Source organism: Kribbella qitaiheensis, from assembly GCF_042657745.1.
GTDB lineage: Bacteria > Actinomycetota > Actinomycetes > Propionibacteriales > Kribbellaceae > Kribbella > Kribbella qitaiheensis.
On the sequence record NZ_JBHSKE010000039.1, the window covers coordinates 14,697 to 30,568 of the forward strand.

The window sequence follows — 15,872 nt, forward strand, 5'->3', positions numbered from 1 at the left end:
GCGGCCCCTGTCTCCGGTACGCCGGGGAGAGGGGCCGCGGCACTTTGTCGACCCGCCGTCACGGATTGCGGTTATATCGACACGCTGGGGAGTTTCGGGGTTCGGGGGATGCGGCGACCGGCGCGGCAGAATCGCCAAGATGTTGCTGGTCTTCCTCGTCATGCTGCTCGCCGCGGTCGCGGCGCTGCTGACTGGTGGCCGCTTCACCCGCCTGGCCGACAACACCCTCACCGGAGTCCACTGGCTCGCCGCGGCCGCCACAGGGCAGCTCCTCGGCTCGGTGACGGGCGGAATCGGCTACCCCGTCGGGCTGATCGGATCAGCCGTCTGCATCGGCGTCTTCCTCCGGCTCAACCTCTTTCGTCCCGGCGTGGCCCTGCTGGCCGTGGGCTTCGGGGCCAACGCTCTGGTCGTCGCCCTGAACGGCGCGATGCCCGTGTCGGTAGCGGCTCTCGAACGCGCCGGCCTCGACCGCTTCGTGGAAGACCCGCGCCACGAGCTGTCCGGAGTACAGACCCTGCTTCCCTGGCTCGGAGACGTAGTACCGGTTGCACTGCCGGGAATCGGTCAGGCGGTCAGCCCGGGCGACGTACTGATCGCCGCCGGCGCCGGCCTGCTCCTCTACGCCGGCATGGGTGGCACCGGCCGGGTCCCGGTGGAAGAACCACCCACCTGGACCGCCCTAGAAGCGAAAACCGCGCCCGACAACGCGCCGAAGTGACTCGACCACCACCGGGTCGTACTCCGCCCCGATCCCCAGCCCGATGTTCTCCATCGCCTTCCCCGCGCTCTGCCCGCTACCTTCACCAACAAGCTGCTCATACGCCAGCGCAACATTGACGATCCCACTCTCGACCGGGATGCTCCGGTCGCTCGCCCGGCCCTGGCGGTAGGGATCGTTGGAATGCCGGACGATCTCGGCGACGTGGTCCAGCACTCCGGACCGCTCGATGATCGAGGCCCCGATCTCGGCCGCCTGCTGCCGCTCCTCCCGGTTCCGCAACAAGGAAGCCCCACCAGGACTGGGATCCGCCAGCGCCAACTGCCCCACCCCGGACAACAAGGCCGCATACTCCAACGCCTCCATCCGCGGCGGCGTCAACCCCAGATCGTTGCCTATGGCAATGGCCAGCTGGGCCGTCCGCGCATTCTGCCCCGGACTGCTGAACCCGGCGATCTCCGTACTGCGGGCCATTGACCGCACGGTGGCCCGGTAGGTCCGCTGCGCCGACGCGAACCGGCGGAAAGCGATCTGCGTCAGCAACAACGGCACAATGATCAGCGGCGGCGCCCACAGGCCAAGCAGAGAGGTGCAAGAGGCCAGCAGCACCCCGCTGATACCCATGCCCAGCCCGATCCGGGCCAGCACCACCAGCTCATCGCGCAGGGCGGCCGGAAATGGTCTGTTGAAAGCCTCGGTTGCCTGCCCCGCGCCGACCAGCGCATCGCTGATCCCGGCTGTGAGCACAGCCAGGAACATCGCGGCGGTGATCGGTAGTGCGTGGGACCAGGTGCCGTTCCACTGCATGTCGGTTGGAATCACCGCGGAGAAGGCAGCTGTGGCGGCGGCTACCGACAGAACCCGCCGGGCCGAGATCACCACCTCCCAGCGAAGTCCCGCCACCACGCGAGGAACGAGGCCGGCGATGGTGGCAATGGTGACGACGGCAACCACCTGCGCGACATCGGGCGGTACGCCGACCTCGGGCCCCCGCAGCATCGCGTAGCCGAGCGCGGCGCTGGTGGCGATCGGAGCTCGGTTGCGACTCCGGTCCACCCTGAACTGGACCATCTCGCCGACGGCGATCAGGACGCCGAACGTGATCGCGAAGGACCAGCCGGTGAGGCCGCGCTCGATCGTCAGGATCAGTGCGGCCAGGCCGAGTGTGGCCGCGGCAAGGACGATGGCAACACCGCTACCCGAGACCCTGACCTGGTAGCTCTGGCTCTGTGCGTTCATCAAGCGATCGGACCCGCCGCTGAACCAGAGGCGCCGCCACCGCTGCCGAGGCTCAGGTCGTCGTGATCGACGCTGGCCTGCACGTTGCCGTCCGGTGCCGGCTGGTCGACGGCGGCCTTCCAGCCCTTGGCCCGGATCACCTGCACGAACGCGTCGACCAGCTCGGGATCGAAGTGGGTGTGGCGGTCCTGGACCAGGACCGCCAGAGTCTCCTCCACTCCGCGGGCGGGCCGGTACGAACGGGTCGAGGTCAGACAGTCGAAGGCGTCGACAATGCCGATGATGCGGGCGAAGTACGGAATGTTCCGGCCCGCCAGACCGGCCGGATAGCCAGTGCCGTCGTACTTCTCGTGGTGGTGCAGCACCGCCGACTTCACTTCCTCGAGGAAGGGAATGTTGCCGATCAGCTCGACGCCCCGGGCGGGATGCAGCCGGATCGCGTCCATCTCGGCGTCGTCCAGGCGCCCCGGCTTGCGGATGATGCTGGTCGGCACGCCGACCTTGCCGACGTCGTGCAGCAGTCCGGCATGCTCGAGCGCGCTCTGCCGCTCGTCGCTCAGCTGGAGCTGCCGGCCCAGCATTCCGACTCCTTCACTGACCCGCTCGGAATGACCGCGGGTGTAAAGGTCCTTGGTCTCGATCACCTGGATGAAAGCTCGCATGGTCGCGGCCTGCGCCGTCTTCTCCGCCTCGTACTGCGAAAGAGCCCACCGCGCGAGCACCAGCGGGCCGAGGATCAGCACACCCGCGAAGATGTTCAGGCCGCCGAGCCACACCACGGCCATCGACAGACCCAGCAGACCGTAGCCCAGGACCGGGATCGCGGTGGTGCGCACCACGTGCCGGAAGAACTCCCCCACACCGCCTGGCCCGCGTTCGAGGCTGAGGACCATCGAGACGAGCAGCGCGTTGACCACCTGCAGCGCGATGCTGGCCGCGGTGGTCGCGATGAGCGCGTCGGGCACCCGATCGAAGACCTCTGTCCCCACCGGGCCGTCCAGAGCCGCATAGGCCACCGCGGCACCGGCAGCGGACAACACGCGCTGGGCGCTGTTGAAGATGAGTTTGATCTTGGGCGCCGGCGCCTGAATCAGGGAGGCGACTGCCGCGACGATGACGGCTGCCGCCGGACCCGCGATCACGTACACGGCGACAAGAACCACCGAGACGAGTTCGATCTGTCGCTGGGTGTGGACCGAGCGCAACGAACTCGCGATCAGAGCGACCAGACACAGTCCCGCCACCACGAGACCGTTCTGGACCTCAAACAGGGCGAAGACCAACGTGGCGATGGCAAGGGCTGCTGTCAACGCGACAACAAGCCATAGGGCCCTGGCACGTGGGCGCCACGTCATGTCATGCCCCTCCATGCCAGAAGGATCACCAGTCCCAGACGTCACCGAACATAGTACGTCACCTCCGATCAGCGGTCGCGGTCTTGTGTCCCGCCGGGGTGCGGGCACAGGGGGGCAGACAGCACATCGCTGACTAGAACTAATTTTGCTCTTCAGGACTGCGCCGAAACACTGTAAGCCAGACCGTGACTCGCCGCACGATGCTCAACACCCTGTTGTGGTATGAGAGACTGTGACTCTTTGCAGTTGTTACAAGGAGGCTTTCAAATGGGCAAGACCGGCCGCAAGCGTCGCGCACGCAAGAAGAAGGGCGCGAACCACGGCAAGCGCCCCAACGCCTGAGTCAGGCGGCTACGTACAGCGAGGACCCCGGGTAAAAACCGGGGTCCTTGCAATTTGGTCACATGTCACAACAAGGCCAATAATCTCACTGGTTCGTATACCCAGTGCAGCAGACTGAGTACTCACCGCTAATCCGTCGAAACTCAATTCGTCAGCGACCAAACACGGATCGACATGAATTGTTCCGCCGGTCTTATCCCCTGCGGTCCGGCCTTCCAGAGATCCCGCCTGTGGACGACCGCCGCCCGGACCGGGCCTTCGTCCGTACAGTTAGCCGGTGGGATGGGGTCCCTGGCTACTGGATCCATCGTCGAGCAGCAGGACCGGAGGTGAGTCGATGTCGGTGTCGTTCGGTGAGTTGCTGCGCAGCCACCGGCGCTCGGCCGGTCTGACCCAAGCCGGGCTGGCTGAACTGGCGAACCTCAGTGAGCAGGCCATCAGCCTCCTCGAGCGCGGCACCCGACGCCGGCCACGGACCGAAACGATTCAGGCACTGGCCGATGCGCTCAGCCTCGATGATCAGGCGGTCAGCCTGTTCACTCGTGCTGCGCAGGCCGGCCGCAAGACTCTGGAGCGAGCATCGGGCGCATCGATCCAGGCGCCCAACTCCGGCGTCATACGCCAACTTCCGCCCGCGTTGTCCGACTTCACCGGTCGTAGCCGGGAAGTCGACCTTCTCGTCCGGACGCTGACCGTCGTCGACGAGCGGCCGGGGACGGTTCAGATGGTCGCGGTGACAGGGATGGGCGGGGTCGGCAAGACGTCGCTGGCGGTGTACGCCGCCCACCTCGCCGCCGACAACTTCCCGGACGGCCAGATCTACCTGGATCTCCGGGGCTACGGCCCGGGTGCTCCACTCAGCCCCGGTGAGGCGCTCATCCAGTTGCTGCGATCGCTGGGCGTCGACGACAGGACTGTTCCTGAAGGCACGAACGAGGCCGCGGCCGTCTACCGGTCACACCTGGCCGGCCGGCGGCTCCTGATCCTGCTCGACAACGCCAACAGGGCGGGGCAGGTCATCCCGCTGCTTCCAGGCGCGCCGGGCTCGGCGGTCATCGTCACCAGTCGTCGTGCGCTGACGACGCTGCCCGGCTTTCGGCAGGTCAGTCTCTCGCCACTTTCCGACGCGGATTCTGTTGAACTGCTGTCGAAGATCGCCGGGGATGCGCGGGTCGCAGCCGAAGGTGCCGCGGCCCGTTCCATCGCCGAACTGACCGGCCGGCTGCCACTCGCCGTCCGCCTCATCGGTGCGCGGCTCGCGGCCCGTCCGACCTGGCCGATCGAGCACATGGTGGGCCAGCTGCAGGACGAACACCGGCGACTCGACGAGTTCGGCACCGGAGAATCCGGAGTCCGCGCGAACATCGCCGGCTCGGTCGAGTTTCTGGCCGGCAGCGATGAGGACCTGGACATCCGGGCCGCGGCGGCACTGGAGCTGCTCGGCCTGCCGAACGGATCCGACCTGACCACGATCACAGCCGCCCAGCTGCTCGACAGCTCCGAAGCCGCCGCCGAGCCAGTGCTGGAGAGGCTCGTCGACCTCAACCTGCTCGAGTCCGTTGCTCCTGGCCGTTACCGGCTCCACGACCTGATCCGAGCCTATGCGCGCGAACGCGCGAGTCAGCACCTCTCCGAGGGCGCGAGGGAGGACGCGTTGGCGCGGGTGCTGAAGCTCTACACCGGCGTGGCCTGGCGATGTCAGGAGCTGACCCACCCCGACAGCCGAAGGCTCGCCATGGCAGGCAGGCCGAGCCGCTCTCTGCCGGCGCTACCCGAGGCCTCGATTGCTCTGACCTGGCTGGACAACGAGCGATCCAACCTTCTCGGTGCGTTCCACCAGGCGCGCCAGTCAGCCGGACTGCGCGGATATGTTCCGGAGCTCGCCCTGGCCCTCTTCGGCTACTTCATCGTCAACCTGCGCTGGTCCGAGATGCGCGCGATCGACCAAGTGGGCCGAGAGGTGGCGGCCGAGCTCGGCTATCAACGGCTCGCCGCATGGCTCGAGCACGATCTGGCGATTCCCGACGTCGAGCGGGGCGACCTCGGGCCGTCGCAGGCTCACTTGCTGCGAAGCCTGGAACTCTTCCAGGCGATCTCGGATCTGGCCGGTCAGGCACGCTGCTGCTCCTCCCTGAGCCACATCACGGAGCTGATGGGGCGACTAGACGAGGCTGTCGAATGGGGTGAGCGAGCGCTCGCCCTCAGTCTGCGGATCGGCGATCAGAGTGTCGAGGGAATCAGCTACATGGCGCTGGGGACTCTGCACGTGCGCCGGGGCGAGCATGAAATGGCCCAGCAGAGGTTCGATCTGAGCATCGCGCTGGCCGAGAAGGCAGGGAACCTCCGCTCGCTGTCGAGGCGATACCAGTACGTCGGCCAGGCCTACCTGGGCGGTGGCCTGAACGCCCTCGCGGAGCAGGCCCTTCTCAAGAGCCTCGAGGTCTTGGTCGAACTGGACGACCAGAACGCGGCAGCGGAGACGTTGCAACACCTCGCAACCAACCACCTGGCCGTCGGGGACCACACGGCCGCAACCGAACGCGCCGAAGGCGGCCTGCAGTTGGCTCGCGCCAATGGCAACAAGCTGCGCGAGGGCCGCCTGCTGATCGTGCTAGGCAAGATCAGTGCCGCCAAGGACGACCTGCCAGCGGCTCGTTCGCTCTGGCGGCAGGCCGCGGATGTACTTCGTCCTCTGTCCCCCAATGACGAGGCCGCCGCCCTCCAAGTCCTTGCCGACCACGAGGACGGACGGCGGTACGACCCCTCGGCCTCCGCGGAGAACTGAGGTCAGTCGGTGATAGTGATTTCGGCTCGGACCTGGTGGCCACCGGCCACTACACAGACCAAGCCGGTGAACTGGCCCGTGCCTATGGCAACTATCAGCGCGCGGGCCTCATCCTGAGTGAACCAGGCAAGGCCAAAACCGATGTCCGATGACGCACAGCGAACGGCGCGCCCTGAGACGAAGTCCGCCCCAGAACGCGCCGGTCCACCGGGTCGATCTGTCTGTTAGCGACGGCGAGGTTCGCCGTCCCACGTGCCTCGATTTTCTCGGAACCAGCACCAGCTCCGATCGCATTCCCAGCCCTCGGGCTTCGCCCGACGGGATGGGTCCTAGTCGGTGGTGGTGATTTCGGCTCGGACCTGGGTGATGCGGAGGAGGATCTTCTGGCGGAGGGCCTCGGGGGCATGTTCGTCGCCGCAGGAGCGGTGGACGAGCTTCTTGACGCAGCGCTCCAGGTCGTACTGGTCGAGGCAGGGTGCGCACTCTTCCAGGTGCTGGCGGATCTCGTCGTTGCTGGCGTCTTCGAGTTCGTTGTCGATGAAGACGTAAACACGCTGCAGGATCTCGCTGCAGTCCACGTCGTGGTGCTCGCCGCAGCTCACGACTCCTCCTCCTCAGCGGTCGCCGCGGCCTCGGTCGCGGCTGTGTTGTCCTCGTCCGAGGCGGGGATCAGGCCCCGCTCGCGGGCGTAGTCGGCCAGCAGCTCGCGCAGCTGACGCCGGCCTCGGTGCAGCCGGGACATCACGGTGCCTACCGGCGTCCCCATGATCTCCGCGATCTCCTTGTAGGCGAAGCCCTCCACGTCGGCCAGGTACACGGCCAGCCGGAAGTCCTCCGGGATCGACTGCAGAGCCGACTTCACGTCGGAGTCCGGCAGGTGCTCGAGAGCAACCGCCTCGGCCGACTTCAGTCCACCGGGAGTGTGCGACTCGGCGGCGGTGAGCTGCCAGTCCTCGATCTCCTCGGTGGGCGACTGCGTGGGCTGACGCTGCCGCTTCCGGTATCCGTTGATGAAGGTGTTCGTCAGGATCCGGTACAGCCACGCCTTCAGGTTGGTGCCGGGCGTGAACTGGTGGAAGGAGCTGTACGCCTTCGCGAACGTGTCCTGGACGAGGTCCTCGGCGTCGGACGGGTTGCGCGTCATCCGCATCGCGGCGGCGTACATCTGGTCAAGGAAAGGCAGGGCCTCGCGCTCGAAGCGCTCGGTCCGCTGCTCGGGTGTCTCGGTGGTCGTCGGAGTCGGCATCGTGATCGAGAATACCGGTGTCTTCCCAGTAGTCCGCGCGGGAGCCACACTCGTTGCCATCATGTTCGTCACAACAAGCTGCCCAGCGGGGTCATTCCCCGCCCGCCGAGCCCAGCCGGACTAGTTCGCCTGGACCGGTTCAGCCAGACACTTCCCGGGTCACCCATTCGAAAACAGCTTCGACCAGCACCTCGTAGCTCTCGTCCTGGGTGAGCTCCGCCCGCTTAGGCACCTTGAACGAGTGGTCGGCATCCGGGACGACGGCCATCTCCGTGAGCGGCGGGAACTCCTCCGGCGAGCCGAACGGGTCCTTCTCCCCCTGCACGACCAGCGTCGGCAGCCGCGCCGCCCGAAGCTCGTCGACCCGCGACTTGTCCGGCTTGCCCGGCGGATGCAGCGGGAACGACAGAGCCAGTACGCCGGACGCTCCCAGGCCGGCGGCGGTCCGGCAGGCCACCCGGGCTCCGGCGCTGCGTCCTCCCAGCACCAACGGGGTCCTGATCCGGAGCTGGCCGATGATCGCGATCCAGGCCTCGTCGAGGATCTTCGGCGCCGGTGCGAGCTTCTTCCCGGCACGGCGCCAGGGCTGCTCGATCAGGAACACGTTCACGTCCTGCTTCGGCAGCCGCGCGGCCAGCGCGGTCAGGTCGCCGGCCTCGATCCCAGCCCCGGCCCCGTGACCGAGTGCGAGCGTCGCCACCGGTCGCCGGGCCCGGTATGCCACGATCCGGGCCTCACCGTGCGGCGTCGCCACAATCCGTTCATCGGTCACGGGCCCCATCCTGTCATTGCGGGGCTACCGATCACGTCGCCGCGACCACGTGTCCGGCCCTCAGAAGAGGGTGATCTCCTCCGGCTCGTCCGGCTTGTCGATCGGGTCGACTCCATCAGGCGGCAGCGGGTCCACCAGATGGGGTCCGTTGTTCTTCACCGAGCTGACTGCTTTGGAGACGGCATAGGCCTCGAGCCGACCGGGCGCGGCGGGCACCAGGAGATCGAGCAGTTCGTCCGGATCCGAGCTGAGGGGATCCAGCCAGGCGTTGTAGCGCTCCGGCTCCACCAGTAGCGGCATCCGGTCGTGGATCCGGCCGAGCTCGTCGGTCGCGGTGGTCGTCAGCACGGTGCAGGTCCACAGCCAGGCCTCGTCCAGCTCCGGGTCAGCCACAGCCTTGTTGCGCCAGATCTCGTACAGCCCGGCCATCGCGAGCACGCCACCGTCGGCCGGGCGGATGAAGTACGGCTGCTTCACGGGCTTGCCGTTGACCTTCTGCTCCGACGCGTACCACTCGTAGTACCCGTCGGCCGGCAGGATGCAGCGCCGTACGGCGAAGGCCTTCTTGAAGGCCGGCTTCTCGGCAACTGTCTCCATCCGCGCGTTGATCAGCCGGCTGCCGATGGAGACGTCCTTCGCCCAGGACGGCACCAGGCCCCACTTCACCGTGGTGAGCTTGCGGACCACCTCGTCCGGCTGCTCCCGGTTCTTCCGCTCGACGACGGCGATCACCTCGTCGGTGGGCGCGACGTTGTAGTTGTCCGGCAGCTCCTGCACGGACTCCCTCACGTTGCCCGCCTCGATCTCGAACTCGACCACCAGATCGGCCGGATCCCGGCTGGACGCATATCTGCCACACATAGGTCGCAGCCTAGTCATCGCCGCCGACAAACTCCCGTACTCCGTGGGTGCCCGGTGGGTCCGCGAGTAGGGGACAAGGAGAAGGACAGCGACGGCGGATCGCCTACCCCGTGATAGGCGATCCGCCGCCGGTTCGCTGCGCCCGGTCGCCCCCCTGTAGACGGCCGGACGCAAGTCCTCAGGCGGGGCGTGCCAGTTCGTCCAGCACGCGGCCGGCCCACTGCTCGGAGGCCGGCAGGCCCTCGATCCAGATCCGGGCCAGCTGTGGTTCATCGGTGTCCAGGCGCCACTGGGTGATCAGGGCTCGGACCGTCTCGACCTGCTCCGGCAGGTTCGGCTCGCGATCGACGAGCGCCGCCGCGCGGTGTGAGCCGAGGCGCCCCAGTACGTCACCGCCGCAGAAGACAATGCGCAGGCACTCCGCGATGTCGATGAGCCGGAGCTCGCGGTCCACGGCCGACGTACCCGCCGGACTGAGCGGTTCGACCACCACCAGTGCGTGGGTCGCCGGTACGGAAGTTCCACGGAGCTCTGCCTCCCGATAGATCTCGCCGAGCCGGGACCGCAGGTGCGCCAGGCTGGACAGCCCGGTCAGCGGGTCCTCGCAGGACAGCGAGTGCAGATAGATGAGTGACGCCTCGGCCCAGCTGGAACTGAGTGCGCGTACCGCCGCGAAAGCCGGCTCGCCCCCGGCGATCGAGCGGTACAACGCACCCAGCCCATCAAGTGCCTCGAGCAACGAGACTCCGTCTTCCGCCAAGCGGCGGCCGACCTCGTCACTCGCAGGCACGACATCGGCACCGTCACGCAGGGCCTCGGCGATCGCGAGATAGGCACTGCGGTCGGTACCAGCTGTGCCGTGCGGCTCCCTCCTTCCGCACGGTTGCTCAGGTGACGACGCTTCCGGCCGGCCCCGGGCGGGCGACCCCGCCAGGTTCAGGGACCGGATGGGGCGCAGGTCGAGCCGTCGGCGGATGTCCGCGAACAGCGACATGTCCCCTCCTCGGGTGGTCCCTTCGTCTCCCGACCGGGTGGCCGGAAGCGTCGTTCTGGGAGAGAGACAGCGCCGTGACGCGTTCATGACGCGGATTTCAGGAACCTTTTTCGCGTAACCTCGGCACCGCCGCTGTCGTCATGAAAGGTGTGCGGAAGCGTCCCTCATGGGAACCTTGATCCCGGCAACCAAGTGACAGACGGTGACGAAGCAGTGACAGACCCAGGGGGCAGTTCGATGGAGACGCCGGAAGGACCGAGCGACGCCGAACTCATCGCGCGCGTCCGGAACGGCGACCTCGAGGCGTACGGCGAGCTCTTCGGCCGCCACCACCACGCCGCCGAGCGGATGGCGCGCCAGCTCGTCCCGCCGAATGACGCCGACGACCTGGCCGGCGACGCCTTCGCCAAGGTGCTCGACGCCCTCCGCAACGGCGGCGGCCCGGACATCTCCTTCCGCGCGTATCTGCTCACCACCGTCCGCCGCGTCCACGTCGACCGGATCCGCGCGGGCAAGAAGGTCCAGACGACGGACGACATCGCGGCGTACGAGCGGGAGCCGGAGACCTTCGACGACCCGACGGTCACCGGGTTCGAGAGCGGTGCCGCGGCCAAGGCGTTCGCGTCCCTGCCGGAGCGTTGGCAGGCCGTCCTCTGGCACACCGAGGTGGAGGGCGAGAAGCCCGCGGCCATAGCGCCGATGCTCGGCCTGACCGCCAACGGGGTCTCTGCGCTTGCCTACCGAGCCCGCGAGGGCCTGCGGCAGGCGTACCTGCAGCAGCACCTGGCCGATGTCGCCGGGGACCGCTGCCGCTGGACCAGCGAACGTCTGGGGTCCTACGTCCGCGGCGGCCTCACCAAGCGCGAGAACCGCAACGTCCGCGAGCATCTGGACGACTGCGCCAAGTGCACCGCGGTCTACCTGGAGCTCGTCGAGGTCAACAGTGCGCTGCCGGCGCTGCTCGCCCCGGCCCTGCTCGGTACTGCGGGGCTCGGCTACCTGGCCGCTGCCTCCGGCGCCAAGGTCGGCTTCGTCGGCTTCCTGGTCACCGGCTGGCGGAAGGCCACCGAGAACAGCACCCGTACTGCGGTCGGCGCCGGCACGGTCGTCGTCGTGGCCGTGGCTGCCGTGCTCGCGGCGATGGCGTTGACCGGCAACGAGACTCCCCCGGTAGCGATCGACAAGCCGCAGACCCAGCAGCCGACCCAACCGCCGGGGAACCCGCCCACGGCCAATCCACCGACAGCCAAGCCACCGACGGTGAAGCCGCCGGTGGTCCCGCCGACGCAGCCGGAGCCGGAGCCGACTCAAACGACGACTGAGCCGACCACGGCGCCGCCGACCACCGCGCCCACCAGTGAGCCGCCGGCTCCGACCCCGACGCCGGTTGAGCCGACAACGCCGATCTTCGACGAAGGGCTGCTGACGATCAGCGCGCCACAGGGAGGTGGAGCGCCCGGGGGTGCCGCGCCGGGTGCCCGGTCCGTGGGAACTCGGTCCGTGATGGTGGAGTCCGCGGCGGCCGCCAAGTGGCTGATCACCATCAAGGTCCCGGCGAACAACACGAAGCCGGTGACGATCGGGATCAAGTACGGCGGTTCCCTGAGCTGGCCGGTCAGCGGCAGCCCGGCGGGGTGGACCTGCGTTCGCGCCGCCGACGCCAAGAGCGGCAAGTGCACGGCGCTGAATCCGAGTGCGCCGGCCACGGTGCCGCTGAGCTTCGCCGATCTGACCGGCGGATCAGTGGCGGCCCGGACGTTCACCGTCTCGGCCAAGGCCGGCCGGCTCTACGACGACGACTCCGAGACCATGACGGCACGGGCGCGGACGGACGAGAACCTGCTGAAGCTCAGCGTCCGCAAGAGCGACCCGGACGTCTACTACCGCACCCTCACGGTTGCCCCCGGCACCGACCGGACCGCCGTCACGCTGAAGATCCAGTACGGCGCGGCGCTCTCCTGGCCGATCAAGGGCACCCCGGCCGGGTGGAAGTGCAGCCAGCCGGCGAAGACCTGTACTGCGCTCAACCCGGCGCGACCGGCTCCCCTGTACGCCGAGTTCGCCGTACCGGACGGGTCTGCCGCGGCGCGCACGTACTCGGTGAGCGCGACAGCCGGGCTGGTCAGCGACACCGACTCCGAGACCCTGCCGGGAATCCGTGCGGACGAGTCGCTACTGCAGATCCTCACGCCGGGCCCGAAGGAAGACCCGAACCCGTTCGTCTACAACCGCTTCCTGAAGATCAGCGGAACCAGCGGCCCGGTCACCCTGGAGATCTCCTGGGGCCGCAACCTGAGCATGCTCTCGTCCCTCCACCGCGGCTGGACCTGCTCCCGCTCGATCGACATCCGCCGAGCCACCTGCACCACAGACCACTACACGAAGTCCCTCAACACCGAGTGGGCCTCCTGGCCAGGCAGCGGCCCAGCCAACACCGTCACCGTCAAGGCCACCACCCCGTCCAGCTACGACACCGACACCGCCCCCATCCCCCCAGCATCCTCACGCCGCTGACCACCCGGCGCCGGACAGGCCTGCCAGACCGGGAAGCGGGGCAAGGGGCTGGTCGCGGCGCCCACCACGGCACTGCGCCGAAGGCGCGGCCTCACCGCAGTACAGAGAAAGCGTTTTGCTTGAGAAGACGACCGCGCCTAACCTGGTGCTTGTTCGCGGTGATGGAACCGAGTAGCGCCGTTCACCCGTGCAAGAGAGAGTCGCCGGCAGCTGGGAAGGCGACGCACGGACCGGTCGTGAAGACACTCCTGAGCGAATGAGACGCAAGAGGCCGGACCACCAAGGTCCGGTGAAGGTGTGGTGGCACCGCGAGATTCCCCTTCGCCCACACCTCCGGGGTTCGAGATGACCAACGGAGGTGAAACAGCGATGCGCATTCTCAACCACGAGATCCCCTCAGCAGTAGGCCAGACCGTCACGGTGGCCGGCTGGATCCATCGAAGACGACGGCTGGCAGCCGTCAGCTTCCTGGTACTGCGGGACCGCTCCGGCCTGAGCCAGATCGTCGTCAAGACGCCGGAAACCCAGGCCCAGCTGGACGAACTCGGCGAGGAGACCGTCGTCCAGGTGACCGGTACGGTCGCCGCCAACCCACAGGCACCGGGTGGAGCCGAGATCGTCGACCCGGTGATCGAGCCGCTCACCGAGCCGGCCGAGACCCCGCCGATCGAGCTGTGGCGCCCGACCGTCGGAGCCGGCCTGCCGGTGGTCCTCGACAACGCCCCGGTCGCTCTGCGCCACCCGGCGATCCGGGCCGGCTGGGAGGTCGGCGCGGCCGCCCTGCACGGTTACCGCAAGACGCTCGACAGCCTCGGGTTCACGGAGATCCAGACGCCGAAGATCGTCGGTACCGCGACCGAGTCCGGCGCGAACGTGTTCGCCCTGGACTACTTCGGCGGCCCGGCGTATCTGGCGCAGTCGCCGCAGTTCTACAAGCAGACGATGGTCGGCGTGTTCGAACGCGTCTACGAGGTCGGACCGGTCTTCCGGGCGGAGCCGCACGACACCGTCCGGCACCTGGCCGAGTACGTCTCGCTCGACGCGGAGTTCGGGTTCATCCATGACCACCGCGACGTGCTCGCAGTACTTCGGGACGTCATCGCCGGCATGCTCGCAGCAGTGGGCGAGCGCGCTCCCGCGGCGCTGGAGCGGCTGCAGGTGGAACTGCCCGAGATCCCCACCGAGGTGCCGATCCTGCACTTCAGCGAGGCCCTCAAGCTGGCCGGCGCGAACCCGGACGAGCCGGACCTGTCCCCCGCCGACGAGCGGGCGATCGGCGAGTGGGCTCTGCGGGAGCACGGCAGCGCGTTCGTGGCTGTCGAGGGATACCCGATGGTGAAGCGGCCGTTCTACACGCATCCGCAGCCGTCGGACCCGCGCTGGTCCAACTCGTTCGACCTGCTGTTCCGCGGCGTCGAACTGGTCACGGGTGGGCAGCGGCTGCACAGGTACAGCGAGTATGTGGCGGCGCTCGAGGCTCGCGGTGAGTCCGCGGAAGCCCCGGCGTACAGCTCGTACCTGCAGGCGTTCAAGCACGGGATGCCTCCGCACGGCGGCTTCGCGATCGGCCTCGAACGCTTCGTCGCCCGGCTCACCGGCGCCGAGAACGTCCGCGAGGTCACGCTGTTCCCCCGCGACCTGCACCGCCTGACTCCGTAGTACCGGCTGCGTTCCTCCTCGGCGTTGATCCTCGCCGAGGAGGAACCAGTCGACAGCCGTCCGGCAACTCACCAGTCCAGGATGGATGATGTTGGGATGCTGAGTGAGGTGGAGCGGGCTGTGCTGGCCGCGGTTGACGACGGCTTGGTCGTGGACGAGCTGCGCGAACTGGTGCAGATCCAGAGCGTGGACGGCACCGCAGGTGAGAGTGCGGCGCAGGTTTGGTGTGCTGAGCGGTTGCGGCGGCTGGGGATGGAGGTGGATCACTGGGAGATCGATCTGCCGGCCGTCACCGCCGATGCCGAGTTCCCCGGGATGGAGGTCGAGCGGGCCGAGGCCTGGGGGTGTGTAGGAGTGCTCGGCAGCAGCGGCTCGCCTGGGCTGGTGTTGAACGGGCATCTGGATGTGGTGCCGCCGGGTGACCTGGCGCTCTGGCCGGACGGGGATCCGTTCTCGGCGCGGGTGAGTGGCGGAATCATGTGGGGGCGCGGGACCTGCGACATGAAGGGTGGCGTCGCCGCGATCATCGGCGCGGTGGCCGCGATCGTTGCCGCGGGCATCACCTTGCGGAAGCCGCTCGCGGTGCACACGGTGGTCGGCGAGGAGGACGGTGGCGTCGGGGCTTTCGCGACGCTGCAGCGCGGTCATACCGGCGAGGCGTGCCTGATCGCCGAGCCGACGGCCGGCCGGGTCATCCCCGCGAACGCCGGCTCGCTGACCTTCCGGCTGGAGATCTCCGGACTCGCGACGCACGGCTCGACCAGGACCCGCGGAGTCAGCGCGATCGAGAAGTTCCAGCTCATCAACCGTGCCCTCGCGGACCTCGAGGCCGAGCGCAACCGCGACCCGCACCCCCTGCTCGAGCACCTCGACCTGGCGAACCCACTCTCCGTCGGCACGATCCACGCAGGCGACTGGGCCAGCACGGTCCCGGACCTCCTGGTCGCCGAGGGCCGGTACGGCGTACGCCTGGGCGAGCCGGTCACCGCCGCCCGGCAAGACTTCGAGCGGGCGATCGCCGAGGTGTGCGCCAAGGACGACTGGCTGCGCGATCACCCGGTCAAGGTCACCTGGCCCGGCGGGGTGTTCGCGTCCGGCCTGCTCCCGGAGGGCGATCCCCTGCTCGAGGACACCCTGCGGGCAGCCACCGACGCCGGGGCGAACGCAGTACCGGAGGTGAAGGGCGGGCCGTACGGGTCGGACCTGCGCCTGTACGCCGCTGCCGGGATCCCCACGTTGCAGTACGGCCCGGGGGACGTCCGGTACGCGCATGCCACCGACGAACACGTCGTACTCGCCGAAGTCCTCCACTGCGCCCGAGCCTACGCCCTCCTCGCCGTACGCCGCTGCGCCTGACCAGCCCGAGGCCAAGCCAGCGCAGGTG

General features: G+C 68.3%; 13 protein-coding genes. 6 read left to right on the forward strand and 7 right to left on the reverse strand.

What is annotated here, in order from left to right; translation table 11 throughout:
• Window positions 1–139: 139 nt before the first annotated feature.
• The gene (locus tag ACFPJ1_RS25500; RefSeq protein WP_380107638.1) at window positions 140–721 is read left to right on the forward strand and encodes a DUF5317 family protein; all 582 of its coding nucleotides are present in this window, start codon (window positions 140–142) and stop codon (window positions 719–721) included.
• Here the strand turns inward: ACFPJ1_RS25500 and ACFPJ1_RS25505 are convergent.
• A complete protein-coding gene (locus ACFPJ1_RS25505) occupies window positions 683–1,960 on the reverse strand; it encodes an HD-GYP domain-containing protein (protein ID WP_380107639.1) in 1,278 nt (425 codons plus the stop codon). The genes ACFPJ1_RS25500 and ACFPJ1_RS25505 overlap by 39 nt on opposite strands.
• Window positions 1,960–3,330 carry an HD-GYP domain-containing protein gene (locus ACFPJ1_RS25510; protein WP_380107642.1) on the reverse strand — a complete coding sequence of 457 codons (1,371 nt, stop codon included), beginning with the start codon at window positions 3,328–3,330 and terminating at the stop codon, window positions 1,960–1,962. Before ACFPJ1_RS25510 ends, ACFPJ1_RS25505 begins: the two co-directional genes overlap by 1 nt.
• Before the next feature lie 252 nt (window positions 3,331–3,582).
• Between ACFPJ1_RS25510 and ACFPJ1_RS25515 the strand changes: the two genes are divergently transcribed.
• Together ACFPJ1_RS25515 and ACFPJ1_RS25520 are read left to right on the forward strand one after the other, a co-directional pair.
• A complete protein-coding gene (locus tag ACFPJ1_RS25515) occupies window positions 3,583–3,657 on the forward strand; it encodes a 50S ribosomal protein bL37 (protein ID WP_369759046.1) in 75 nt (24 codons plus the stop codon).
• Between the two features lie 337 nt (window positions 3,658–3,994).
• Window positions 3,995–6,442 carry a helix-turn-helix domain-containing protein gene (locus tag ACFPJ1_RS25520; protein WP_380107644.1) on the forward strand — a complete coding sequence of 816 codons (2,448 nt, stop codon included), beginning with the start codon at window positions 3,995–3,997 and terminating at the stop codon, window positions 6,440–6,442.
• Between the two features lie 329 nt (window positions 6,443–6,771).
• On the opposite strand, the gene rsrA is transcribed toward ACFPJ1_RS25520, so the two are convergent.
• From rsrA to ACFPJ1_RS25545, 5 genes are all read right to left on the reverse strand, one after another.
• Window positions 6,772–7,044, reverse strand: coding sequence for a mycothiol system anti-sigma-R factor (gene rsrA / locus ACFPJ1_RS25525; RefSeq protein ID WP_132193089.1), 273 nt, complete (start codon window positions 7,042–7,044; stop codon window positions 6,772–6,774).
• The gene (locus ACFPJ1_RS25530; protein ID WP_380107646.1) at window positions 7,041–7,688 is read right to left on the reverse strand and encodes a sigma-70 family RNA polymerase sigma factor; all 648 of its coding nucleotides are present in this window, start codon (window positions 7,686–7,688) and stop codon (window positions 7,041–7,043) included. The genes rsrA and ACFPJ1_RS25530 overlap by 4 nt, the downstream gene beginning before the upstream one ends.
• 139 nt (window positions 7,689–7,827) lie before the next feature.
• Window positions 7,828–8,469: an alpha/beta hydrolase family protein gene (locus tag ACFPJ1_RS25535; protein WP_380107647.1), complete on the reverse strand. Its 642-nt coding sequence runs from the start codon at window positions 8,467–8,469 to the stop codon at window positions 7,828–7,830.
• Between the two features lie 51 nt (window positions 8,470–8,520).
• Window positions 8,521–9,321 carry an SOS response-associated peptidase gene (locus tag ACFPJ1_RS25540; RefSeq protein WP_380107649.1) on the reverse strand — a complete coding sequence of 267 codons (801 nt, stop codon included), beginning with the start codon at window positions 9,319–9,321 and terminating at the stop codon, window positions 8,521–8,523.
• A 178-nt stretch (window positions 9,322–9,499) separates the two neighbouring features.
• Window positions 9,500–10,315 carry a hypothetical protein gene (locus ACFPJ1_RS25545; protein WP_380107651.1) on the reverse strand — a complete coding sequence of 272 codons (816 nt, stop codon included), beginning with the start codon at window positions 10,313–10,315 and terminating at the stop codon, window positions 9,500–9,502.
• A 237-nt stretch (window positions 10,316–10,552) separates the two neighbouring features.
• On the opposite strand from ACFPJ1_RS25545, the gene ACFPJ1_RS25550 reads away from it, so the two are divergent.
• The 3 genes from ACFPJ1_RS25550 to ACFPJ1_RS25560 all read left to right on the forward strand — a co-directional run bounded on the left by ACFPJ1_RS25550 (window position 10,553) and on the right by ACFPJ1_RS25560 (window position 15,844).
• Entirely contained in the window at window positions 10,553–12,829 is a 2,277-nt protein-coding gene (locus ACFPJ1_RS25550; RefSeq protein ID WP_380107652.1) for a sigma-70 family RNA polymerase sigma factor, read from the forward strand.
• A gap of 369 nt (window positions 12,830–13,198) precedes the next feature.
• Window positions 13,199–14,488 carry an aspartate--tRNA(Asn) ligase gene (gene aspS, locus ACFPJ1_RS25555; RefSeq protein ID WP_380107654.1) on the forward strand — a complete coding sequence of 430 codons (1,290 nt, stop codon included), beginning with the start codon at window positions 13,199–13,201 and terminating at the stop codon, window positions 14,486–14,488.
• Window positions 14,489–14,584: 96 nt separating this feature from the next.
• Entirely contained in the window at window positions 14,585–15,844 is a 1,260-nt protein-coding gene (locus tag ACFPJ1_RS25560) for an ArgE/DapE family deacylase (protein ID WP_380107655.1), read from the forward strand.
• Window positions 15,845–15,872 lie beyond the last annotated feature (28 nt).